The 22,559-nt window shown below is 58.7% G+C and carries 20 protein-coding genes and 1 pseudogene; 12 read left to right on the forward strand and 9 right to left on the reverse strand.

From position 1 onward, the window contains the following. The first annotated feature begins 4 nt into the window (after nt 1-4). From QRN38_RS17735 to QRN38_RS17755, 5 genes and pseudogenes are all read left to right on the forward strand, one after another. Nucleotides 5-4,339, forward strand: a complete 4,335-nt coding sequence (locus QRN38_RS17735; protein ID WP_057418252.1) for a SpvB/TcaC N-terminal domain-containing protein — start codon at nt 5-7, stop codon at nt 4,337-4,339. Then, entirely contained in the window at nt 4,332-6,992 is a 2,661-nt protein-coding gene (locus tag QRN38_RS17740) for an RHS repeat-associated core domain-containing protein (protein ID WP_057418251.1), read from the forward strand. Before QRN38_RS17735 ends, QRN38_RS17740 begins: the two co-directional genes overlap by 8 nt. 265 nt (nt 6,993-7,257) lie before the next feature. Beyond that, a pseudogene (locus QRN38_RS17745) lies at nt 7,258-7,458 on the forward strand (type VI secretion system tube protein Hcp); the annotation flags it as partial. Between the two features lie 14 nt (nt 7,459-7,472). Then, nucleotides 7,473-7,913, forward strand: coding sequence for a type VI secretion system amidase immunity protein Tai4 (locus QRN38_RS17750; RefSeq protein WP_032710803.1), 441 nt, complete (start codon nt 7,473-7,475; stop codon nt 7,911-7,913). Between the two features lie 22 nt (nt 7,914-7,935). After that, entirely contained in the window at nt 7,936-8,370 is a 435-nt protein-coding gene (locus QRN38_RS17755; RefSeq protein ID WP_057418250.1) for a type VI secretion system amidase immunity protein Tai4, read from the forward strand. A 131-nt stretch (nt 8,371-8,501) separates the two neighbouring features. Here QRN38_RS17755 and QRN38_RS17760 read toward each other — a convergent pair whose 3' ends face one another. The 5 genes from QRN38_RS17760 to QRN38_RS17780 form a co-directional block, all read right to left on the reverse strand. Beyond that, nucleotides 8,502-8,987: a hypothetical protein gene (locus QRN38_RS17760; RefSeq protein ID WP_005768631.1), complete on the reverse strand. Its 486-nt coding sequence runs from the start codon at nt 8,985-8,987 to the stop codon at nt 8,502-8,504. A gap of 104 nt (nt 8,988-9,091) precedes the next feature. Further along, the gene (locus QRN38_RS17765) at nt 9,092-10,249 is read right to left on the reverse strand and encodes a phospholipase D-like domain-containing protein (RefSeq protein ID WP_007246215.1); all 1,158 of its coding nucleotides are present in this window, start codon (nt 10,247-10,249) and stop codon (nt 9,092-9,094) included. A 1-nt stretch (nt 10,250) separates the two neighbouring features. Next, nucleotides 10,251-10,832, reverse strand: coding sequence for a YceI family protein (locus tag QRN38_RS17770; RefSeq protein ID WP_005768627.1), 582 nt, complete (start codon nt 10,830-10,832; stop codon nt 10,251-10,253). 80 nt (nt 10,833-10,912) lie between these two features. Then, nucleotides 10,913-11,251 (reverse strand): hypothetical protein, encoded by a 339-nt coding sequence (locus QRN38_RS17775; RefSeq protein WP_005620243.1) that lies wholly within the window; start codon nt 11,249-11,251, stop codon nt 10,913-10,915. Further along, nucleotides 11,248-12,354: a serine hydrolase domain-containing protein gene (locus QRN38_RS17780; RefSeq protein ID WP_057418249.1), complete on the reverse strand. Its 1,107-nt coding sequence runs from the start codon at nt 12,352-12,354 to the stop codon at nt 11,248-11,250. Before QRN38_RS17780 ends, QRN38_RS17775 begins: the two co-directional genes overlap by 4 nt. Nucleotides 12,355-13,127: 773 nt before the next feature. Here QRN38_RS17780 and olsB point away from each other — a divergent pair. Then, nucleotides 13,128-13,883, forward strand: a complete 756-nt coding sequence (olsB, locus tag QRN38_RS17785) for an L-ornithine N(alpha)-acyltransferase (protein WP_005768625.1) — start codon at nt 13,128-13,130, stop codon at nt 13,881-13,883. After that, on the forward strand, nt 13,883-14,689 hold the full coding sequence (locus tag QRN38_RS17790; RefSeq protein ID WP_005768622.1) for a lysophospholipid acyltransferase family protein: 807 nt from the start codon (nt 13,883-13,885) through the stop codon (nt 14,687-14,689). Before olsB ends, QRN38_RS17790 begins: the two co-directional genes overlap by 1 nt. On the opposite strand, the gene QRN38_RS17795 is transcribed toward QRN38_RS17790, so the two are convergent. Then, nucleotides 14,647-15,246 carry an acyl carrier protein phosphodiesterase gene (locus tag QRN38_RS17795; protein WP_005768620.1) on the reverse strand — a complete coding sequence of 200 codons (600 nt, stop codon included), beginning with the start codon at nt 15,244-15,246 and terminating at the stop codon, nt 14,647-14,649. The two genes, QRN38_RS17790 and QRN38_RS17795, sit on opposite strands and share 43 nt — an antisense overlap. Nucleotides 15,247-15,410: 164 nt before the next feature. On the opposite strand from QRN38_RS17795, the gene QRN38_RS17800 reads away from it, so the two are divergent. The 3 genes from QRN38_RS17800 to QRN38_RS17810 are packed head-to-tail and all read left to right on the forward strand — an operon-like array spanning nt 15,411 to nt 17,995. Next, nucleotides 15,411-15,725: an ArsR/SmtB family transcription factor gene (locus QRN38_RS17800; RefSeq protein WP_003380932.1), complete on the forward strand. Its 315-nt coding sequence runs from the start codon at nt 15,411-15,413 to the stop codon at nt 15,723-15,725. Between the two features lie 32 nt (nt 15,726-15,757). Continuing rightward, nucleotides 15,758-16,924, forward strand: a complete 1,167-nt coding sequence (locus QRN38_RS17805; protein WP_010208225.1) for an MFS transporter — start codon at nt 15,758-15,760, stop codon at nt 16,922-16,924. 21 nt (nt 16,925-16,945) lie between these two features. Then, nucleotides 16,946-17,995 (forward strand): alkene reductase, encoded by a 1,050-nt coding sequence (locus tag QRN38_RS17810; protein ID WP_057418248.1) that lies wholly within the window; start codon nt 16,946-16,948, stop codon nt 17,993-17,995. Nucleotides 17,996-18,085: 90 nt separating this feature from the next. Here the strand turns inward: QRN38_RS17810 and QRN38_RS17815 are convergent, their stop codons facing one another. From QRN38_RS17815 to QRN38_RS17825, 3 genes are all read right to left on the reverse strand, one after another. Then, nucleotides 18,086-18,937, reverse strand: coding sequence for an ATPase (locus QRN38_RS17815; RefSeq protein ID WP_007246220.1), 852 nt, complete (start codon nt 18,935-18,937; stop codon nt 18,086-18,088). Between the two features lie 83 nt (nt 18,938-19,020). Next, a complete protein-coding gene (locus tag QRN38_RS17820; protein ID WP_003380938.1) occupies nt 19,021-20,013 on the reverse strand; it encodes an NAD-dependent epimerase/dehydratase family protein in 993 nt (330 codons plus the stop codon). 71 nt (nt 20,014-20,084) lie between these two features. Further along, complete coding sequence (locus QRN38_RS17825) at nt 20,085-20,984, reverse strand: LysR family transcriptional regulator ArgP (protein ID WP_057418247.1); 900 nt, start codon at nt 20,982-20,984, stop codon at nt 20,085-20,087. A 95-nt stretch (nt 20,985-21,079) separates the two neighbouring features. Here QRN38_RS17825 and QRN38_RS17830 point away from each other — a divergent pair, with 95 nt between their 5' ends. Together QRN38_RS17830 and sodB are read left to right on the forward strand one after the other, a co-directional pair. Next, nucleotides 21,080-21,682 (forward strand): LysE/ArgO family amino acid transporter, encoded by a 603-nt coding sequence (locus tag QRN38_RS17830; protein ID WP_005768608.1) that lies wholly within the window; start codon nt 21,080-21,082, stop codon nt 21,680-21,682. A 192-nt stretch (nt 21,683-21,874) separates the two neighbouring features. Continuing rightward, nucleotides 21,875-22,456, forward strand: coding sequence for a superoxide dismutase [Fe] (sodB, locus tag QRN38_RS17835; protein ID WP_003380941.1), 582 nt, complete (start codon nt 21,875-21,877; stop codon nt 22,454-22,456). Nucleotides 22,457-22,559 lie beyond the last annotated feature (103 nt).

The raw sequence follows: 22,559 nt of genomic DNA on the forward strand, positions 1-22,559 counted from the left end.
CTCCATGGAAGCTCAATCGCAAAATCAATCGCCGCCGTCCCTGCAACCGGCTGTAGCCACTCCGTCATTACCCAAAGGCGGTGGCGCGATTCAAAGCATCGGCAAGGGCTGGGGAGCCGTTGGCACCAGCGGCGCGGCGTCACTGGAAATCGCCCTGCCGATCAGCCAGGGCCGCGGTTACGCGCCCGCCCTGTCGCTGAGTTATCAGAGCACTTCCGGCAACGGCGTATTCGGACTTGGCTGGAACATGAACACCAGCAAAGTGGCGCGTCGTGCCAGCAAGGGCGTACCAAACTACACCGACGACGACCTCATTTTCGGCCCCGGAGGCGATGTCTGCCTGCCCGAACGCGACGACAGCGGCGCGCTGGTTTCGACTCAGGTCAGCCGCTACAACGGTCATGATTTGAATGCGACTTATCAGGTGGTGCGTTACTTCAGCCGAGTCGAAGGGGCCTTTGCGCGCATCGAGCATTGGCGCGTAGACATTGCAGATCCCGGCTTCTGGCTGATTCACGGTGCCGACGGCAGCCTGAACCTTTATGGCAGGAGGACCTCGTCGCGCATTGCCGACCCGGCAGACATGAATCGGGTTGCCGAATGGTTGCTGGATGAAAGCATGAATGCCATCGGCGAACACATCCTCTATGAATACAAGCCCGAAGACCATCAGGGCCTGGCGGAGGATCACCCGAGAAACTTCCGCGCCCAACGCTACCTGAGCCGGGTTCGCTACGGCAATGCCAAGGCGCACTCCGTACTTTACCTGTGGCAGGAAGATTCGCTGGACGGTTTGCTGTGGCATTTCGACCTGATATTCGACTATGACCAGCGCGACACCCGCAGTGAGCCGCCCCCCGAATACGACGAGCAATTTACCTGGCCGGTGCGCAGTGATCCGCATTCAAGTTTCGCCTATGGATTTGAGCTGGGTAATCTGCGAATGTGCCGGCAGGTTTTGATGTTCCATCACTTCCCGAATGAACTCGGAGAAGCCCCGCTGCTGACCCGGCGACTGCTGCTGGAGCACCTTCAGACAACGCTCGGCTACAACTTGCTGAGCGCGGCGCATTCGCAGGCATGGGATGGCACGGACTGGCGGCGCGTCGATCAGCAACCTCCTGTGCAATTTCAATACACCGATTTCAGTCTTGAGTCGGGCATCTACACGCCACTGGAGCCCATGGCCGGCCTGAATGACGGCCAGCAATACCAGTTGGTCGATCTGTATGGCGACGGCTTGCCCGGCATTCTGTACCGAGACGACAAGGCCTGGCTCTATCGAGAACCAGTCCGTGATACCGCTGGCGGAGCGGACGCCGTTGCCTACGGAGCCTGTCAACCGCTACCCCGCATCCCCACGGCTGATTCAGCCACACCGGTACGTCAGACCCTCACAGATCTGACCGGCGACGGACGGCTGGACTGGGTAGTCGCCCAACCGGGAATGGCCGGATTCTTTACCCTCAACCCTGATCGAAGCTGGTCGAACTACGCCACGTTCTCGGCTTTTCCTGCAGAGTTTTTCCACCCGCAAGGCCAGATGGCGGATCTGGTCGGCGACGGGCTGTCAGATCTGGCCTTGATTGGCCCACGTAGCGTTCGCCTGTATGCCAACCGTCGAGCCGATGGATTCGCCGCAGCAGTGGACATCCCTCACGACGAGGATCGCCTGCCATTGCTCAGCGACAGTTCCACTGAACTCGTGGCGTTTAGCGACCTTCTGGGTACGGGGCAACAACACCTGATCCGGATCCGGCACAACGAGATCCGCGTCTGGCCAAATCTGGGCCGAGGCCGGTTCGGCAAGGGCCAGTTGTTTGCCACCCTGCCCTACACGTATGAAGCCTTTGATTCGAGCCAGGTGCGGCTGGCCGACCTGGACGGTTCAGGTGCCAGTGACGTGCTGTACCTGCAAGCCGATGGCTTTCAGGTCTTCATGAACCGGGGCGGCAACGGTCTGGCCGCGCCCTTCGATCAGCGCTGGCCGGAGGGCGTGCGTTATGACCGGTTCTGTCAGTTCAGTGCGGTCGATCTGCTGGGCCTCGGTTTCTCCAGCCTGGTACTGACCGTACCGCACATGGCGCCACGGCACTGGAGCCTTTATTACGCGGCGGACCGGGCAGGCTCGGTGCGCAAACCTTATTTGCTGAAGGCCTCGGACAACAATCTCGGTGCTGCCGGAGAAGTCAGCTATCGCAGTTCGGCGCAGGAATGGCTGGACGAAAAAAACGAGCTGCGGACCGCAGGCAGCGTTGCTGTCTCGGAATTACCGTTCCCGGTTCATGTGGTCGTCAGGCAAACCATGCAGGACAAGGTCACTGGCAATACGCTGACTCAGTTGTTCCGCTATCGGCAGGGTTTCTATGACCCTCGCGAACGGGAGTTTCGAGGCTTCGGCCTGCTCCTGCAGACCGACACCGAAACGTCGTCGCAGGATCAGGAAGACTTTACCGCTCCGGTATTGAACAAGACCTGGTTCCACACCGGACGCTATCCTGCCAGATCCTGCACCGACCATGACCGCAGCGATCTCCTGGCACGCTTGCCCGGCGAGCATGTGTTGTCCCGCCTCGACGCCGCAACCCAGACAGAGCAGCCAATAACGGACGCGGATGACGCGACCTTGCAGGAAATGGCGCGAGCGCTGAGCGGCTCGGTACTGCGCAGCGAAGTCTTTGGACTCGACGCCAGTCAACGTCCCACAGTGCTGTATTCGACCCGGTCCTGCCGTTATCTGGTTCGCCAACTGCAAGCATTGAGCGCACATCGACCCTACGCGTCGATGCTGCCGCTGAGCCTGGAAGTCATCACCTATCGTTACGAGGCCGAGGAACTGGAGGACCCGATGTGCGAACACAGCCTGAACCTGGCGTGGGACCGCTACGGCTCGACGCTCCACTCAGTCAGCGTCAACTATGCCCGGCGCAAGAAACCGGGTGACGCGCCACCCTTTGCGGACCCTCACCAGCAACAATGGTGGGAGGCGTCACACGACGACGCCCAGCAACAGTTCTACCTGAATGAAATGCACGCCGAAGCAATTCACCTGGACAGCCCGCAGAGCTGGCGTCTGGGGCTGCCTTACCGCACACGCGGCGACGCCATGCTCATTCCGGCAAGCGCCTTGACGCCTGCGCAGATCAGCTACGAACAGTTCGCCGATCCGTCCGGGCCCTTCGCAACCTTGCCACGTACGCTCACCAGTCTGTCGGTGCAACGCTACATCGGTTGCGGCGATGGCGAGGCGTCCTTTCAGGCGCTGGCCGACGCCGTTGAAACGGCTGAACTGGATGATCATGCACTGAGCGCCTACGAGCGGGTCATGGACAGCGTCACTCTGGCCGAAAAACTCGTCGAGATCGGTTATCAGCAGATGCCAAGCTTTCTGCCAGCAGACAGCCTGAATCTATGGTCGGTAAAACGCGGCTTCGCCACTTACGCCGGTCAGGAGCACTTCTTTCATCCTACTCAGTTCAGGCCCACGCGCAGTCACGGCTGGAGTCTCGTCGAATACGACGCCTACCATCTGTTCGCGACTCGCATCACCGACCCGGCAGGCTGCGTCACTACCGCTGAATACGATTATCGTGTGCTGCAACCAAAACGAATCATCGACCCCAATCAGAACCGTCAGGAAGCTGATTACGACGCCTTCGGCAGAGTATGGGCAACCAGCTTTTACGGCACGGAACTGGGTGAGGCAGTCGGTTTTCCTCCACTCAATCGCGCCGGGCATTATTGGGCTTCTGCCGGCGAGGTAGCGCTGCAACCCGAATACGCTCTGGGCAAGCAAGCCAGCGCGCTCTATTACGACGGCAACACGGCTCTGGGGCTGGTCCACATCCCGCTGGCAACCGCTGTCCTGGTTGCAGACCGCTACCCGGAAGACCTGGACAAGCAGATCCGCATCAGCATGGCGTCGATAGACGGCTTCGGTCGCACGCTGCAAACCCGTCAAAAGGTGGAGGACGGCGACGCCTATTCAGTCGATGAATGGGGCAATCTGGAACTGGTCGACGGTAAGCCGAAAATTGTCCACGCATCACCGCGCTGGCGTATCAGTGAACGTGTGGAATACAACAATAAAGGCCTGGCGGTGCGCGTTTACCGACCGTATTTCGCCAACAGTCATCTGTATGTGAACGACGCATCGATACGCTCACAAAACATTGTCGACAAACAGTTCTACGACCCGCTGGGGCGTCCGACCATCACAATCACCGCCAAAGGCTGGATGCTCCGGCAGACCTATCGGGTCTGGTACACCATCAGTGAGGACGAAAACGATACAGCGGAGGAAGTGCTGGCCGCGAGAAAGGCAGCCGAGCGTGGTTAATAGCGCGGTACATTCCCATACGCCGGAACTGCTCGTTTCCGAGGTTCGTGGGCTGGTCGTGCGCCAGGTCCTCTTACATCGAACCGAAGTCGCAGAAGCCGCCGCAATGCGGGTTACCAAGCGGCGTTTCGACCTGGCAGGCAGAATGATCGCCGCCACTGATCCACGTCTGGCCAGCGCCAACCGGAGCACTGTCTACGGCCTTGGCGGCAAAACGTTGGCCACCGAGAGTGTCGATGCCGGCTGGCAACGGGTGTTATTCGGCGAGGCGGGCCAGGTCTTGCACTGCTGGGATGGCCGCGGCACCGAGAGACAGCTCGAGTACGACCTGCTGCTGCGCCCGACAAGGATCATCGAACAGAATCGCTGCGCAGAGCTGTTCACCTATGGTCAAACAGATGCGGCAGGACACAACCAGTGCAATCAACTGGTTCGCCATGACGATACGGCGGGCACACGCTTGCTGCAGGATTACAGCCTGCATGGCTCGGTACTCAGCGAAACTCGACATTTCATGCTCGCCGCAGAAGCAGCGGACTGGCCATCAGCCGACCCTGATCGTAATGAGCTGCTGGAGCCGGCCGGCCTTCAGACCTGTCGCGTTTTCAACGCACAAGGTGAAGTGCTGACGCAGACTGATGCCAGTGGTAATAGCCAGCTTTCAACCCATAATCTGGCCGGTCAGCTGCACAGCACAGACCTGATATTGAACGACAGCATGCATACGCAGACGCTGGTCAGCGCGATTCGCTATAACGCCTTCAATCAGGTCGAACAGGAAACAGCGGGCAATGGCGTAGTCAGCCTTTACGCCTATGATCAGCAGGACGGCAGGCTGACCGGGCTGAGCGCGATCTCTGCGGACGGCACGCTGCTGCAGAAGCTCAATTACAGCTATGACCCGGTGGGCAATATCCTGCTCGTCAACGATACGTCTCAACCAGACCGGTATTGCGACAACCAGCTTATCGAACCGATCAGCCGTTACCGTTACGACACTGTGTATAAGTTGATCGAAGCCACGGGTCGTGAGGTCAGGAACGGCGCCAGCCAAGGTCCGGCGCTGCCCGGTCTGCAACCTCTGCCGACGCTCGATCCTTGCCAGGTCAGCAACTACAGACAGAATTACAGCTACGACGCAGCGGGCAATCTGCTGCAAATGCGCCACGAAGGCGCGCACAACTTCACCCGCAACATGCACGTTGCCCCGGACAGCAATCGCAGCCTGCCCGACGATGACGGAGACGTGGATTTCGCCACGAGTTTTGATGCCAATGGCAATCTGCTGCAACTTGTACGTGGTCAGGTTATGGGCTGGGATGCGCGTAATCAGTTGCAGCACATCACCACTGTGCAACGTAAAGACGGGTCGAACGATGACGAACGCTATGTCTATGACGGCCAGGGTCAACGTTGTCGCCTGATCAGTACTGCTCAGGCATCAGGTCGCACACTGATCAATGAAGTGCGCTACCTGCCGGGGCTGGAAATTCGTACTACGGCCGATGGCGAAATCCTTCATGTCGTTACAACTCAGGCGGGTCGCAACAGTGTGCGGGTGTTGCACTGGGAGGCTGGAAAACCGGATTCTATTGCGAACGATCAGGTGCGTTACAGCCTGGGTGATCATCTGGGCTCAAGCACGCTGGAGCTTGATCAGCAAGGCGGTCTGATCAGCCAGGAAAATTATTACCCCTTTGGTGGCACGGCCTGGTGGGCGGCGCGCAGTGCGGTTGAAGCGAAGTACAAGACAGTGCGTTACTCGGGTAAGGAGCGCGATGCGAGCGGGCTTTATTATTACGGGTTCAGGTATTACGCGCCGTGGCTACAGCGGTGGATAAATCCGGATCCGGCGGGGGATGTGGATGGGTTGAACGCCTATAATTTCGTATCGAACAACCCCGTCATGTTAATAGACAAAGATGGGAGAGTAGGCGAGCGAATCGCCGCAGCATACGCACCAAACGAACCCGCCCTTCCTTCATACTTTAAAGACACCTACTTATCCGAAGCCTCTAACGATCAAGTGACTGCGGACGCCAGAGCCGGAGCGCTGTGGAATGACCCTCCCAGGTTCCTGGGAGCAGGGTACGCATACGCACCTGCCTGGTACTACAATGCCAACCTGCAGCAGCGTATAGACTTGTTGAATGAGCGCTCATGGATGAGCCACGGCATCGTTACAACACTATTCAACCATGATCATGACACTGTCAAAAAACCCTACGAAATAACATCCAGACACTGGAATAACGTTGATGAATTCACGAACACTTACACACCCGAAAAGTGGATGATTCAATCCAATTTTAAAGCCAGCAAATCGAATGACTACCATGCGAGCGATGTTATTCGATATCAATATGAGACCGTGTCAAAATCATTGGGTTTCTTTGGAGTGTTACCTTCCCTTGTAGAAAACCAATACGTTATGAACACAAAAACCCTCAGCATCACCTCTGGGCTTGAATCCAGCACTCCTCACCTGTTAGACCTCTACCTCAATGAAACGCCGATCGGTAAAGGGACAAGTATTTCACTGACCGAGTTTCAAATGGAGGCAATGTGGGTGCAGCGCCAAATAGACCCCGTACTGGATCCGATCAGCCATTTTACGCTCGGAGTGAAACCCATCAATCATTTTAAATTGTAGACTCGCGCCACCGCCCCCAACATTAACAACACTCGGTACTTGCAACCACAACTCAAAGCAAGCCCGCTCTCATTTACAAGGTAGCCCCCTGACAATGCACAGAGGTCGAAAGAGTCTGTACGACCATTCTGACAAAAAGTAGAGATATTTCAGTCAACACCAAAGGTTGCTGACCACCACGTTCGATAAAAATAAAGATTACGCTACTGAAACATATGGAAACCTGTATGCAACGTAAGACCGATCGAACTTGGAGATTTGAAACATGGCAGTTGATGCGTACATCAAAATCGAAGGCATTCCAGGCGAAGCGCTGGATGACCGCTACAAGGACTGCATCGAGATCACTGGGTATGGTTTCGGCATGCACCAAAGCACCTCAGCCACGGCGAGTTCTTCAGGAGGTGCCTCGTCGGGTCGGACGTCCTTGAGTGATTTCACGTTCACCAAGCTCTCAGAAAACTCCTTGAGCCTTACTTAATGAAATCACCTTCTAAGAGCACACTAATCTGCCTCACACTTACCGCTTTTAATATCCCCGCACCTGCTCAGCCAGCATCGCCAGAAGGAATGTATAGAACCCACGCGCAAAACTATAAAGACATGGTTCTTGCCACCTGCATTGCGAGCGCGTACAAACATAGTGACAACGTCGGGACTGACGCTGGCAGTAGCGTCACTGCGTTACGCGAGTGGGCTAACTATGATTGGGAAATAAGCCCTGAAAAACCTAGAGAGCTAATAGACAACTATCTCGCAAGAGACTATACAAACCCGCTTGTTGAGCCCGAGATAAAAGGCGTAAGATTTGAGCTGCTCAAATGCCTTGATCTTTACCACAGCAAAGAGCTGGATACTCAGACAAAAAAAGCAGTAATCAATCCCACACATACCGACGTGCAAGACTACAAGCAACCGTAGACAGCAAATGGAGTTACGTATAATGAGGCTATCTCTTGCAATCACAACCGTAGTTTTCACAGCCGTAACTTCCAACGGTTTTGCATACACCCCAACCTCTTCACCCGAAGGCATGCACAGAAGCTATGCGCAGAACTACAAGGACCTGGTTCTTGCCAACTGTATAGCGAATGCCTACGCCTACGATGTGAAGATCGGAATTGACGCGGGTAGCAGCGTCAGCGCGATGGAAGACTGGGCAAACTACGATTGGGAGGTGGGTCCTGACGAAATCCAGGCGCTGGTCAAAAAATACCTTGCCAGAGACTACACAAACCCGTTGACTGAGTCACAGATCAAAGGCGTGAAATTTGATCTCTTGAAGTGCCTGGATCTGTACCACAGCAAGGAACTGGATGCCTTGACAAAAAAGACTGTCGTAGATCCGAACCATACCTATATGCAAGACTATAAATGACGTCAGTCCTCACAGGGAGAATCATACTTACATGAAGAACATCAAACAACCTTAACACTCTCTTCACACCTCAGGCCTGTCCAGCAAACGCTGCACAGGCTATTTTAGTTAGAGGCATGCTGTCCCGCACATTATCGATAGGGCGGGGACACATCATGCTGATTCAATGTAATCCGATAGCTCTTCAACGTTTCGTCCTCGCTAATGTACTGCTTGCTGAAATACTGATAAACAACGCCCGTTACCTCTACGCCCACACCGTTGGGTGTGTCAGAAATCTTTACGTCGCTCAGTTCGCTGTCCGTCAGCAGGAAGAGACTGTCTTCGTTCAATGCCTTCAACACTTCCGAATCGCTGCCTTCAAGGCGTTTACTGATGTAAAACCGCAATGTATTCAGATCTGTCGCGGGTGCAAGGTAGCGTGTGATGTAAAGCCAGTCACCCTGCGGCAGCTCACGCTTCATCACCACTTCGTCAGCGCCCGACCTACTGTCCAGATAGTCGAACAGAGTCAGCTTTAAGACCACAATCGAGAACAGCAACCAGAAGAAAAACTTATAGTTGAATTTAAGATTAAGGCTTTCCTGCTTTGGCCCGTCGTTCCTTTCGTTACCCACTTTCCGTCCTTTTCCCTGCAAACGCGCTCAATCCGGGGGGCGCGTTTCGATGTCGATAAAAAGGAGATGCCAATGCGGGGCCAAAGCCAGCCCCGCTCACCCCCTCAATTACGCTGATCCAACAAGTTAACCACCAGCCGGTCAATCCAGCCCCACAGGCGCTGTTTGACGCGTCGCCACAGGGGCCGGGCTTTCCAGTCTTCCAGGGTGATTTCGGTGCTCAGGGCGAAGTCTTTTTCGAAGCTGGCGGCTACGTCCCGGGTCAGGCCTGGATCGTGGGCTTCGAGGTTGGCTTCCAGGTTGAAGTGCAGGTTCCAGTGATCGAAGTTGCACGAGCCGATGCTTACCCAGTCGTCGATCAGGACCATTTTCAGGTGCAGAAAGCACGGCTGGTATTCAAAGACTTTGACCCCGGCGCGGAGCAGGCGCGGGTAGTAGCGGTGACCGGCGTAGCGCACGGACGGGTGATCGGTGCGCGGCCCGGTCAGCAGCAAACGTACATCGACACCACGCGCCGCCGCGCTGCGCAATGCGCGGCGGACTTTCCAGGTGGGCAGAAAATACGGTGTCGCCAGCCAGATGCGTTTCTGGCCGCTGTGCAGGGTGCGCACCAGCGATTGCAGAATGTCCCGGTGCTGGCGGGAGTCGGCATACGCTACCCGCCCCAGCCCCTCGCCAGTGACAGGCGCTTTGGGCAGGTGATCGAGACCAAAGTTTTGTTTCGGGCGCCAGGCAAAGCGTCGGGCGTTGGCGTGAAACTGACGGTCGAACAGCGCTTGCCAGTCGAGCACCAGCGGCCCGGCGATTTCCACCATGACCTCGTGCCACTGGCTGACATCCTTGTCGGGCTCCCAGAATTCGTCGGTTACACCGGTGCCGCCGACCACGGCAAGGGCCTTGTCCACCACCAGTATCTTGCGATGGTCGCGGTAGAAATTGCGCACGCCGCGCCGCCAGTGGATCGGGTTGTAAAAGCGCAGGATGACGCCTGCGTCAGTCAGCTGTTTGCGCAGCCCGGCATCAAACGCTTTCGAGCCGAAGTCGTCAAACAGGCAGCGCACGATCACACCGCGCCTGCCCGCCTCGACCAGCGCCCGCACCACCGCATCGGCGCAGGCCCCGGCTTCGACCAGGTACAGCTCCAGATCGACCTGCTGCTCTGCGCGATCGATGGCTGCAATCATGCGCGGGAAAAAAGCCGGGCCATCAATCAGCAATTGAAAGCGGCTGTCTTCACGCCACGGGAAAATCGCACCGTTCATATCAGCGCGCCGAGAAGATCAGGACAGCCCCGACCGGGACCGACAGGCTGACGGCCGACAGCCCTGCTGCACTGCGCAGGGCATTGAAGTCCGGGACCATATCGAAGTCCTGAGCATGCAGCACCAGCGGCTCCAGGGTGACCACTTGAAAGCGACGCTCATCAAGGCGCGTGGCGAGCAGTTCAGCGTTATAGCTGTGGCTCTTGCCGCGCAGGCTGACGGTCAGCGGCAAGCGCAATTCCAGCTGCGCGCCGGGCGCCAGGGCATTGATGGGGCGCATGTCGAGTTGAGCGCTGATCTGTGCGGCCGGGAACCTGCCCACCTGAAACACTTGCTCGCGAAGGCGCTCATCACGCAGGGGGATGCCAGTGCTGACCGACTCGGTCTCGACCTCCACTTCAGCCAGCCCTTTGCTGGTGACCTTGCCGTGCAACACCAGAAAGCGATGTACTTCGGCAATATCGGCGTTTTTGGTCGAAGTGAACGAGAGTCGAGACGACTCGTTATCCAGGTACCAGCTCGCATGGGCAGGTAACGCTACTGCGGCCAGCATGACCAGCAGCAGGCGATTCAGGTTGTTCATGCAAACTCCAGACGTGCGATTGGCGGCTACCTTACCGCCTGTCAGACCTCCGGCAAACCGCTATGTTCGGCCTGATTTTTTTACGGCGTTGACGGCAACAGGCGGCAGCCCTGCCGCTCACCTTGCCACGACGCGCTGCTGGTCCGCCCAAGCCCACTGGCCACGACTTTTTTCTGCGCGGCGTCGTCCGTCAGGGTACTGGGCACGTACTGTTTGGCGTAGCTGCGGCAATACGCTTCGGGGTTGTTCATCACGTACCGGCACGAGCAATACTCCTTGGCGGTGTAAGCACTGATGATGGTCGGAAACGCCTGCAGGTTCACGCGGTACTGCCAGGCAAGCACAGCGAGGGCAGCAACAATCAGCAATAGCAGGCTGCTAAACGGGCGACGCAGAATGAAGAGTCGACGGCTGTTCATTGGCCAGCCTCCTTGCCGAATGCAGCGTGTGTCAGCTTGAGCATTTGGTCGTGGTTGTAGGTGCCGTCACGGTCATCGGCGTAGCGCACGATCACCAGTTTCTGGCTGGGAATGACATACAGCGCCTGCCCCCAATGCCCCAATGCGGCAAACGTATCGGAGGGCGCATCCGGCCACGGCCCTTTGCCGCCATCGGCACTACGATTAAGCCACCATTGGCCGCCGGGCACTTCAACGCCCGCGTCCACTTGCTCGCCTGCGAAGGGCCTGAGCACAAAATCGATCCATTCCTTGTTGAGTAATTGCCGCCCCTGCCATTCCCCGCCACGCTGCATCAACAGGCCAATGCGTGCCAGATCGCGCGCGGTCATGTAGGCATAGGACGAACCGACAAATGTGCCGCTGGCGTCGGTTTCCCACACCGCACTGTGAATGCCGAGCGGGTCGAACAGCGCGGTCCACGGATAATCCGGGTATGCCTGAGGCCCGACCATGTTTCTCAACGCAGCAGCCAGCACCGTGCTGTCGCCGCTGGAGTACAGGTACGCCTTGCCCGGTGGTCTGGCTGCGGCATGCTCGGCGGTAAAGCGCGCCATGTCTTCACGCCCTCGGGTATAGAGCATGGCGACGACAGAGGAGTTGAGCGGTGCGTATTCGTAATCTTCCTGCCAGTCGAGACCTGAGGCCCAGTGCATCAGATCCGTGAGGGTGATATCGGGATGGCTCTGGAATGGCGCATAGAACTTCGCGACCGGATCACTCAGTTGAAAGCGGCCTTCTGTGAAGGCCACGCCAAGCACAGTGGCCATGATGCTTTTGCTGATTGACCAGGTCAGGTGCGGGGTCTGGACGGTGGTAACGCCAGCATAGCGCTCGTAGACCACTTCGCCATCGCGGACGACCAGCAGCGCATCGGTGCGGATGCCTTCGCGCGTGGCCTCGTCACGGGGCGGGAAGGCATAGGCCTCGAGTTCTTCGATTGCCGCCGATCGCGGCACAGGCTGAGAGGACCATTGCTCTGTCGGCCATTTTTGAGCAACGACGCCTTGGGCATTGAAGCCCAAGATCAGAACCAGACACAGGCGGACAAATCTACGCAGCATGACAGGGCCTCTACAGAATAATCCGCATACCGTACCAGCGTTTCATGACAGTCAGCTATCAACCCTAGAGCAGACGCAGAGCGTCCAGAACGGCATGCCCACGCGAGCGTGGGGACGATGGTCATCAGCTCACAAGCCGTGCCTTTAGCCAGATTGCTCTAAAGCGCTTTCGAGCAAGATGGCACAGACGACGCAGAGTGCGACGTAAGTGACGGCTGAGTCCTGTCACTGATCCGGGGGTAGCCTGGCAGGACGCCAGGCTAGCCGCACCGCGCCATGGATGGCGCGTTGCGGCGGCCCCCGGATCAGTGACAGGGCGAAGGAACCCGACGAAGTCGGGCCGGAAACGGAGCTGCGGGTTTTGCCTACTTTGGCCCCATCAAAGTAGGTCGCCGAGGGGCGAAAAGGTGATCTGAGTCGAACCCCAATCCACCTGAAAAAGAAAAACCGCCGTGTGACGCAGAGCGTCACGAACTGCGTTCCCACGCGGAGCATGGGCACGATAGTCATCGATGGTGATCTTTCGTAAGCCACTCGTTCCTTACGCTCCAGCGTGGGAACACATTCGCATGACGCTCTGCGTCACAAATCTGCGCCGCCCTGCAGCCTTCAAGACCTGAAGCAGAGGAAATGGCCGCAGCGTTTCTCGTCACATAACCATCACCAAAGCTTCACAGCCATGACACGCCATCTCCCTAGCCTGCAACTACGGCAAAGCGCCTGGACAAATCAGTCAACCAGCCACACCTGCAGGCTGGCTCATGGAGATTCGTATGACCCAGATCGCCCGCATTCGTGACAACACTTCTGAACGTCGTCTTCAGGCCGAACGCCTGATTGGAGCGCGCGCCTTGCAGGAAGCACAGGCCTTGCGTTTCAGTGTGTTCAGCGAAGAGTTCAACGCCCGCCTCAAGGGTGCTGAACAAGGCCTGGATATCGACGACTACGATATCCACTGCTCGCACATCGGGGTTCGCGATCTGAACACCGGGCGTCTAGTGGCCACCACGCGATTGCTCGACCATAAGGCAGCCAACACGCTTGGCAGCTTTTACAGCGAAGAAGAGTTCAGCCTGCATGGCCTGGCGCATCTGCAAGGCCCGATTCTGGAACTGGGGCGCACCTGTGTTGATCCGGCCTACCGCAACGGCGGCACCATCGCGGTGTTGTGGAGCGAACTGGCCGAAGTGCTCAACGAAGGCGGCTACAGCTACCTGATGGGCTGCGCGAGCATCCCGATGCAGGACGGCGGCATTCAGGCCCACGCGATCATGCAACGCCTGCGCGAACGCTACCTGTGCAACGAACACCTGCGCGCCGAGCCGAAGAACCCGCTGCCAACGCTCGACATCCCGAGCAACGTGATCTGCGAGATGCCCCCGCTGCTTAAGGCCTACATGCGCCTGGGTGCCAGGATTTGCGGCGAGCCGTGCTGGGACGAAGATTTTCAGGTCGCCGACGTGTTCATTCTGCTCAAGCGCGACGACTTGTGCCCGCGCTACGCCCGCCACTTCAAGGCGGCAGTGTAATGAGCCGGTTACGCGGTTATGCCCGCGTGATCCGTGTGCTGCTGGTGGTGGCGCTCGGGCTGACGATAGCCGGGACGTTCGCGATTCTGGAACGCACCAGAATCGGCGGCTCGATGGAACGCAGGCAGCGCTGGAGCCGCTGGTTCATGGCGCGCTTGACCAATGCCCTGCCGTTTCGCGTGACCGTGACTGGCGAACTGCCCAGCCAGCCGATGCTGTGGGTCAGCAACCATGTGTCCTGGACCGACATCGCCTTGCTGGGCATGCTCGCACCGCTGTCGTTTCTGTCCAAAGCCGAGGTGCGGACATGGCCGGTGGCCGGCTGGCTGGCCTTGAAAGCCGGAACGCTGTTCATTCGTCGTGGGTCGGGCGACAGCCGCCTGATTCAGAAGCAGATGTGCAATCACCTGCAACAAGGCAACGCACTGCTGATCTTCCCGGAAGGCACCACCACCGACGGCAAAAGCCTGCGCACCTTCCACGGTCGCCTGCTGTCCAGCGCCATCGAAGCGGGTGTGCCGATCCAGCCGGTCGCCATCGGCTATTCGCGTGATGGCAAGCCGGACCCGATTGCTCCGTTCATTGGTGACGATGATCTGCTGTCGCACCTGCGTCGGCTGTTCGCCAACGAGCAAAGCGACGTGCACATTCATTTACTGACGCCGATCCCGACGGCGGATCAGGAACGCGCCGCCCTGGCCTTCAAGGCCCAGCAGGCCGTGCAGATGGCATTGTTTGGTGAACCCGTGATCGGCAAACCGGTTCAACCGGCTGAAGTGGTCTCGCGCCCGGCCAGAGCGGCCTGAGCGAACGCCTCCAGTTGCGGATAGAACTCGGCGAAATCGGCACTCAAGGGCTGGTACAGCGCCTGCAATTCCTGCATGCCGCCCGCCAGCCCTTCGGGTCGTGACAGACGTCGGGATATCCCGTTCAGCACCTGCTCAAGCACCGCAAAATCCCGATACGAACCCAGCCAGTCCTGAGCTGCCATACGCGGTGCGATCAGCGCCAAGCGCTCGGGCAATTGCGGTTCGGTAGCCAGCGTGCCATAGACCTTGCGGGTGAACGCATCAAGCGGCATGTCCGCGTAACGGTGCCAGTCACGCGCCAGGCAATGGTCGAAAAACACATCGAGCATGATGCCTGCGTACCGACGCCGCTGGGCCGGGAAACGAGCAATCGATGCCTTGATCAGCGGATGATTGTCGGTGAAGGCATCAATGCGCCGATGCAGGCGAATGGCGGCTTCAAGCTCCGCAGGAAAACGCCCCGGCAATGGACCTTTGACGAAGTCGCCATACAGGCTGCCGAGCAGTTGCGCGGGCCGATGCCCGCCTAGATGAAGATGCGCCAGATAGTTCATGGTGCCAAGCCTACGCCGCTTTCGGGGTGCCGGTCCATATATCGATATAACCCGATATACCGATTTGTCTGCTTCTAAGCACAAAATCATATTTGTATATCGCGAAATACAGATATAAGGTTCGTCCTATCGCGATATATCGCTACACCGCCTGTGAGAACGACATGCAGATCGACCTCGACGACATAATAAAAGCCCTGGCCCACCCGGTCCGCCGAGAAATCCTGACTTGGCTGAAGGACCCGCGCACGACTTTTCCTGCGCAGGAACACTCGATCGAACACGGCGTCTGCGCCGGCCAGATCGATCAGCGCGCAGGATTGTCCCAATCCACCGTGTCGGCCCACTTGGCGACGCTGCAACGCGCCGGCCTGATCAGCAGCAAGAAAGTTGGCCAATGGCACTTCTTCAGACGCAACGAAGAAGTCATCGAAGCGTTCGTGCAGGCGCTGATCAAAGAGCTGAACAACCCGACCTGATTTTTCACCTTTTGCTTTCCCGGAGATGCCCCGTGCCCCTTTCGCTACTCATTCTGGCCCTGAGCGCCTTCGCCATCGGCACCACTGAATTCGTCATCATGGGCCTGTTGCCTGACGTTGCCGCCGACCTGGGCGTTTCCATCCCCGGCGCTGGCTGGCTGGTGACCGGCTACGCACTCGGCGTGGCGGTTGGCGCACCGTTCATGGCCATGGCCACCGCCAAACTGCCGCGCAAAGCCGCGCTGGTCACGCTGATGGGAATTTTCATCATCGGCAATCTACTCTGCGCGCTGGCCAGTGACTACAACGTGCTGATGTTCGCCCGTGTAGTGACTGCACTGTGCCACGGCGCATTCTTCGGCATCGGTTCGGTCGTGGCGGCAGGACTGGTGCCTGCCAACCGTCGCGCATCGGCGGTGGCCTTGATGTTCACCGGCCTGACCCTGGCCAACGTGCTGGGCGTGCCATTGGGTACCGCGCTGGGTCAATACGCAGGCTGGCGCTCGACCTTCTGGGCGGTCACCGTCATCGGCGTGATCGCGCTGATCGGCCTGATTCGCTACCTGCCGACCAACCGCAACGAAGAAAAGCTCGACATGCGCGCCGAACTGGCTGCACTCAAAGGTGCCGGTATCTGGCTGTCGCTAACCATGACCGCGCTGTTTTCAGCCTCCATGTTCACTCTGTTTACCTACATCGCCCCGCTGCTCGGCGAGGTGACCGGCGTATCGCCCCAAGGCGTGACCTGGACCCTGCTGCTGATCGGCCTGGGCCTGACAGCCGGTAACATGATTGGCGGCAAGATGGCTGACCGCCGTGTGTCGACGACGCTGATTGCCGTGTTTGTGTCGATGGCGGTTATCTCGACCGCGCTGAGCTGGACCAGCGCCGCGCTGATCCCGACTGAAATCACCCTGTTCCTCTGGGCCGTCGCAGCCTTCGCTGCGGTCCCGGCATTGCAGATCAACGTGGTGACCTTCGGCAAGGCCGCACCCAATCTGGTTTCAACCTTGAACATCGGCGCCTTCAACGTCGGCAATGCACTGGGCGCGTGGGTCGGTGGCAGCGTTATCGCCCACGGCCTTGGCCTGACCAGCGTGCCATTGGCCGCCGCCGTGCTGGCCGTGCTGGCGCTGCTGATCACGCTGATTACTTTTCGCCAGACCGGCAACCCCGATCTGGCACCGGCTACACACTGATCAATCACGAGGATTCGACACATGACGACTATCTTTGACCCGATCACCCTTGGCGATCTGCAACTGCCCAACCGCATTATCCCGGCCCCGCTGACCCGTTGCCGCGCAGACGAAGGCCGCGTGCCCAATGCATTGATGTCCGAGTATTACGTGCAGCGTGCTTCTGCAGGCCTGATCCTGACTGAAGCCACGTCGGTCACGCCGATGGGTGTGGGTTACCCGGACACGCCCGGCATCTGGTCCAATGATCAGGTGCGTGGCTGGAGCAATATCACCCAGGCCGTGCATAACGCTGGGGGGCGCATCGTGCTGCAGTTGTGGCACGTGGGCCGTATTTCCCACCCTTCATACCTGAACGGCGAGACGCCGGTCGCGCCGAGTGCCATTGCTGCCCAAGGCCATGTCAGCCTGATGCGTCCGATCACCCCGTTGCCAACGCCACGTGCGCTGGAACTGGCTGAAATCGGTGACATCGTCGAGGCCTATCGAGTCGGTGCAGAAAACGCCAAGGCAGCAGGCTTTGACGGCGTGGAAGTGCACGGCGCAAACGGCTACCTGCTTGAACAGTTCCTGCTGACCGGCTCCAACCAGCGCACAGACCAGTACGGTGGGTCGTTGGAAAATCGTGCTCGCCTGCTGCTGGAAGTGACCGACGCTGTGATTGATGTCTGGGGCGCTGGCCGTGTAGGCGTGCACCTCTCCCCTCGTTTCGACATGCACGACATGAGTGATGAAAACCGCGCTGAAACCTTCAGCTACGTTGCCAAAGAACTCGGCAAGCGCGGTATCGCGTTCATCTGCGCCCGTGAGCGTGATGCTGAAGACAGCCTCGGCCCACAGTTGAAGAAGGATTTCGGCGGCGTCTACATCGCCAACGAGAAATTCACCAAGGACAGCGCCAACGCCTGGCTGGCTGAAGGCAAGGCCGATGCGTTCGCGTTTGGTGTGCCGTACATCGCCAACCCGGACCTGCCTGAGCGTCTGGCCAGCGATGCGCCGCTCAACGAAGCGCACCCGGAAACGTTCTATGGCAAAGGGCCGGTCGGCTACATCGACTACCCACGTTTGTAATACGCCGCTGCAACGAAAAAAACCCTGACGCGCGAGCATCAGGGTTTTTTTCTGTCCGCTGTAGTACCGCCACGGGCGCGGCGGCCAGCTTTAACGGCGTGCGTTGAGCTGCTGCGACAGGTTCTGAATCTGGCTGGTGAGGGTATTGATGTTGCGCGTTACCTGAGCACGAAACGCATCGAACTCGGCGGTGTTGCCACCTGCCGACGGCGCAGGACGGTTTTCCTGCTCGCTTTTGAGCACCATCAAATCCTGCTCCAGGCGCTCGACGGCGGCCGACGGGTTACCCTGCTTTTTCAGCGTCGCGACATCGGCTGCCACGCTTTTGATCTGCGCATCCAGTTTGCCCTGATCGGCCTGTGCGCTTTTCACATCGGGCAATGCGGCTTTCAGCGTGGCCAGGTCAGCGACGACGCTTTTGAGCTGCTCCTGCAATTGCGCATTTTCACTCTGTTGCTGGGCGGTCTGCGCGGCCATTTGCTCCAGGCGCTTGTCGAGGCTGCCCTGCTGGCCTTCAAAGCCTTCGCGTTGTTTATCCTGGTCTTCCAGTTGCGCTTCGAGCAGCTTTATACGTTGCTTGAGCGCCTCGCCATCACTGGACAGGGACTCGTTGGCGACCACCTTGCCGGAGATATCCTGCAAGCGCCCCGCCGCTTCTTCACTGATGCGCGCAAAGCTCTCCTGCGTGGCGACCAGTTGCTGCTCCATCAGCGAGACCTGCTGAAAGCTCCACCAGCCCAGACCGCAGAAGGCAATAAACAATGCGCCAACCAACGCCCACAACGGCCCGGTACTCGGCCCCTTGACCTTGACCACAGGTGTGGTGCGCGAATAGACAGTAGTGCGCTCACGTGCACCATTGCTCGGCGCGAAGTCGTCATCGTCGTCCTTGGCACTCAGGCTTGGGACGTCATCGACGTCATCGTACGGATCGTTACGCATGAATAACCCTTCTGGAAGCTGTAAGACCAAAGTGGGCAGTATAACAACAGCGCCTGATCAATCTCACTGTGCCACTACCGTATTCAGATTGCGTGCTGTGCCTGCCACCAGCCACAGAACTCATCCAGCGCCGTCCACAGGCTGACCTGCGGCTGATAATCCAGATAATGCCTGGCACGGCTGATATCAAGCGTGAAGTCCTTGTTCATGACCTGCATGCCCAATCGTGACAGGGTAGGTTCAGGTCGGCCCGGCCACAGCATACAGGCACCTTCGTTGATCGCCGCCGCGCTGTAGGCCAGCCCGTAGGAACGATAACGGGTGACCTGCGGCAAGTGCATCTGCCGCATCACATAATTGATGGCGTCCCACAGCGGGACCGGCGTGCCGTTGCTGATGTTGTAGGCCTTGCCCAAGGCCGAACCGGTTGCCAGCAAACTGCTCAACAGTGCTTCGTTGAGATTCTGCATGCTGGTGAAATCCACCACATTCAGGCCGTTGCCGACGATGGACAGGCGCTTTTTGCGCTGCATGTGCAACAGCCGCGGGAAAATACTGTTATCACCTGCCCCGGTCACGAAACGCGGCCGCAGGGCAATCACCTCAAGCCCGAACTCCTCGGCACCGAACACCTTCTGTTCGGCCAGGTACTTGGTGGCCGCATAGTGATTATGAAAGCGCTTGGGCACCTGCTCTTCCTTGATGCCCAGGTGCGAGCGGCCATCAAAATAGATCGAGGGTGACGAAAGATGGACCAGCCTGCGTACTCTTTGTTTCAGGCAGCCCTCGACGATGTTTTCCGTGAGCTGCACGTTGCCCTGCATGAAATCCTGGCGACGCCCCCACACCCCGACCGAGCCTGCGCAATGCACCACGGCCTCCACGTCATCGCATAACGCCCGAACCAGATAAGGGTCTGCGAGGTCGCCCTGAATGAATTCGGCACCGCGCCTGACCAGATGCTCGACACCCTCGGCACGACGGCCATTGATCCGCACGCTCATGCCCTGCTCCAGGGCGAAACGCGCAAAGCGTCCGCCGATGAAGCCGCTTGCGCCGGTGACCAGAATCTTCATTTACCGCTCCGTTAACGCGTCTGCTGACAGGAGAAAAACCTGCCGCATTGATTACATATGATCGTTGACGATCACTCTTCACTCAACGGCACCAGCCAGCGGGCCGAGTGTTGCGCGAGCTGTTCGGTCAGCTGCGTCAGCAATTGGCCGCCGTTGCGCCAATGATGCCAGTAGAGCGGCACATCGATGCAGCGATCGGCCAGCAGTTCGCGCAGGGCGCCGCTGCCCAGTTGCCCGCGCACTTGCAGCTCGGGCACCAGCCCCCAGCCCATTCCGGCTTCGATCATACGGATGAAACCTTCGGACGACGGGCACAGATGATGCTCGAAACCCTCCTGAACCCCAAGCGACGCCAGATAGCGATGCTGGAGAAAATCGTCCGGCCCGTACACCAGCGCCGCGCACCTGACCAGTTTCTCGGGGCTCACGCCGCCCGGAAAATGCCGCTCGATAAATGCCGGACTGGCCACCGCACGATAGCGCATGGCGCCCAGCAACTGGCTACGCGCCCCGGCCACCGGCCGCTCGCTGCCACACAGGCAGGCCGCCACTTCCCCGGCACGCATGCGCTTGAGCCCGACGTCCTGATCTTCGACCACCAGATCCAGCAGCAGACGGTGCCGGGTACAGAAGTCGCCGATGGCCGGTGCCCACCAGGTTGCCAGGCTGTCGGCATTCAAGGCGATACGCAGACGCTCGGGCAGCCCCTCTTCATCAAGCGCCGGCACCTGACTTTGCAGGTCACGCTCCAGCAAACGCACCTGCTGCACATGGTTGAGCAGACGCCTGCCGATGTCGGTCGGAACAGGCGGCGTAGCGCGCACCAGTACCGGCTGACCAATGCGGGCCTCGAGCAATTTGACGCGCTGCGAGATGGCTGACTGGGACAGCCCGAGCACCTGAGCCGCGCGCTCGAACCCGGCCTGCTCGATCACGGCCGCCAGTGCCGATAACAATTTGTAGTCGAACATCAGTTTTCCTAATGAGCGATGATGATTATTGGTTTTCCTTATAGCGCTCAACGCAGGAAAATCGCCACCTGAATCTGCTCAATGGAAACGTCTTTATGTGGCAAAGCTACTTCAACGGCCTGCTGATCGCGGCAGGCCTGATCATGGCTATCGGTACTCAAAATGCTTTCGTGCTGGCTCAGGGGCTGCGCCGTGAACATCACGTGCCCGTCGCGATGCTATGCGTTGTCTGCGACGCCATTCTGGTGGCGGCTGGTGTTTTCGGCCTGGCCAATGTGCTGGCACACAACCCCACCTTGCTGGCGGTGGCGCGCTGGGGCGGCGTGATTTTCCTGACCTGGTACGGCCTGCAGGCATTGCGGCGCGCCTGCTCGCGGCAAAGTCTGGAGCACAGCGCAGCGGCGGGCACACGGTCACGCCGTACCGTGCTGCTCAGTGCGCTGGCCGTTACCCTGCTCAACCCGCATGTCTATCTGGACACCGTGCTGCTGATCGGCTCGCTCGGGGCGCAACAGAGCGTGCCGGGTGCCTATGTCGCAGGTGCCGCCAGCGCTTCGCTGTTATGGTTCTCGGCCCTCGCCATCGGCGCGGCATGGCTCGCCCCCTGGCTGGCACGCCCCGCTACATGGCGCATGCTTGACGTAATGATCGCTGTAATGATGTTCAGCGTAGCGTTCCAGTTGATCCGTTCAGCCTGAAAGGTTTCATGACCGTCGGGGCAATTGCGCTGGAACCTCTATCCCACACAGTTGTTGCGTGGTTAAGGCGCAGACCCGGTGCTATGATCCGGGGTCTGCGCCGCAAAAGAGTAAAACTCCCGGTGCATGCTGTATCTGGCCGCCCGTGATCGGCCGTGCGATTACCGCAATTGACCTGAAAGGAGATAAACCATGGCTTTTGAATTGCCACCACTGCCCTACGCCAAAGACGCTCTGGTGCCGCACATTTCTGCGGAGACTCTGGAATATCACCACGACAAGCACCACAACACCTACGTCGTGAACCTGAACAACCTGGTGCCCGGCACCGAGTTCGAAGGCAAGACCCTGGAAGAGATCATCAAAACTTCTTCGGGCGGTATCTTCAACAACGCCGCTCAGGTCTGGAACCACACGTTCTACTGGAACTGCCTGGCGCCTAACGCTGGCGGCGAGCCTACCGGCGCTCTGGCCGAGGCGATCAACACTGCATTCGGTTCCTTCGACAAGTTCAAGGAAGAGTTCAGCAAGACCTCCATCGGCACCTTCGGCTCCGGCTGGGGCTGGCTGGTGAAGAAAGCCGACGGCTCCCTGGCACTGGCCAGCACCATTGGTGCCGGCAACCCGCTGACCAGCGGCGACACGCCGTTGCTGACCTGCGATGTCTGGGAACACGCCTACTACATCGACTACCGCAACCTGCGTCCGAAGTACGTAGAAGCGTTCTGGAACCTGGTGAACTGGGACTTCGTGGCCAAGCAATACGCGGCCTGAGTCGAGCATCACTGAAAAACCCGGCCTTGCGCCGGGTTTTTTTATGCCTGCCTTTCAAGCACGCCGCCGGGCACTTTCCGAACCCTGAACAGCGACGAACATC

The organism is Pseudomonas sp. CFBP2511 (genome assembly GCF_030209255.1).
Classification (GTDB): Bacteria; Pseudomonadota; Gammaproteobacteria; order Pseudomonadales; family Pseudomonadaceae; genus Aquipseudomonas; species Aquipseudomonas avellanae.

Bases quoted from the DNA above. Each gene is read 5' to 3' on its own strand.
- olsB (WP_005768625.1), top strand. From the start codon at position 13,128: ATGACCCAGATCGCCCGCATTCGTGACAACACTTCTGAACGTCGTCTT.
- QRN38_RS17755 (WP_057418250.1), top strand. From the start codon at position 7,936: ATGAGGCTATCTCTTGCAATCACAACCGTAGTTTTCACAGCCGTAACT.
- QRN38_RS17820 (WP_003380938.1), bottom strand. From the start codon at position 20,013: ATGAAGATTCTGGTCACCGGCGCAAGCGGCTTCATCGGCGGACGCTTT.
- QRN38_RS17790 (WP_005768622.1), top strand. From the start codon at position 13,883: ATGAGCCGGTTACGCGGTTATGCCCGCGTGATCCGTGTGCTGCTGGTG.
- QRN38_RS17810 (WP_057418248.1), top strand. From the start codon at position 16,946: ATGACGACTATCTTTGACCCGATCACCCTTGGCGATCTGCAACTGCCC.
- QRN38_RS17775 (WP_005620243.1), bottom strand. From the start codon at position 11,251: ATGAACAGCCGTCGACTCTTCATTCTGCGTCGCCCGTTTAGCAGCCTG.
- QRN38_RS17795 (WP_005768620.1), bottom strand. From the start codon at position 15,246: ATGAACTATCTGGCGCATCTTCATCTAGGCGGGCATCGGCCCGCGCAA.
- QRN38_RS17825 (WP_057418247.1), bottom strand. From the start codon at position 20,984: ATGTTCGACTACAAATTGTTATCGGCACTGGCGGCCGTGATCGAGCAG.
- QRN38_RS17830 (WP_005768608.1), top strand. From the start codon at position 21,080: ATGTGGCAAAGCTACTTCAACGGCCTGCTGATCGCGGCAGGCCTGATC.
- QRN38_RS17735 (WP_057418252.1), top strand. From the start codon at position 5: ATGGAAGCTCAATCGCAAAATCAATCGCCGCCGTCCCTGCAACCGGCT.
- QRN38_RS17800 (WP_003380932.1), top strand. From the start codon at position 15,411: ATGCAGATCGACCTCGACGACATAATAAAAGCCCTGGCCCACCCGGTC.
- QRN38_RS17815 (WP_007246220.1), bottom strand. From the start codon at position 18,937: ATGCGTAACGATCCGTACGATGACGTCGATGACGTCCCAAGCCTGAGT.
- QRN38_RS17780 (WP_057418249.1), bottom strand. From the start codon at position 12,354: ATGCTGCGTAGATTTGTCCGCCTGTGTCTGGTTCTGATCTTGGGCTTC.
- QRN38_RS17750 (WP_032710803.1), top strand. From the start codon at position 7,473: ATGAAATCACCTTCTAAGAGCACACTAATCTGCCTCACACTTACCGCT.
- QRN38_RS17770 (WP_005768627.1), bottom strand. From the start codon at position 10,832: ATGAACAACCTGAATCGCCTGCTGCTGGTCATGCTGGCCGCAGTAGCG.
- QRN38_RS17765 (WP_007246215.1), bottom strand. From the start codon at position 10,249: ATGAACGGTGCGATTTTCCCGTGGCGTGAAGACAGCCGCTTTCAATTG.
- sodB (WP_003380941.1), top strand. From the start codon at position 21,875: ATGGCTTTTGAATTGCCACCACTGCCCTACGCCAAAGACGCTCTGGTG.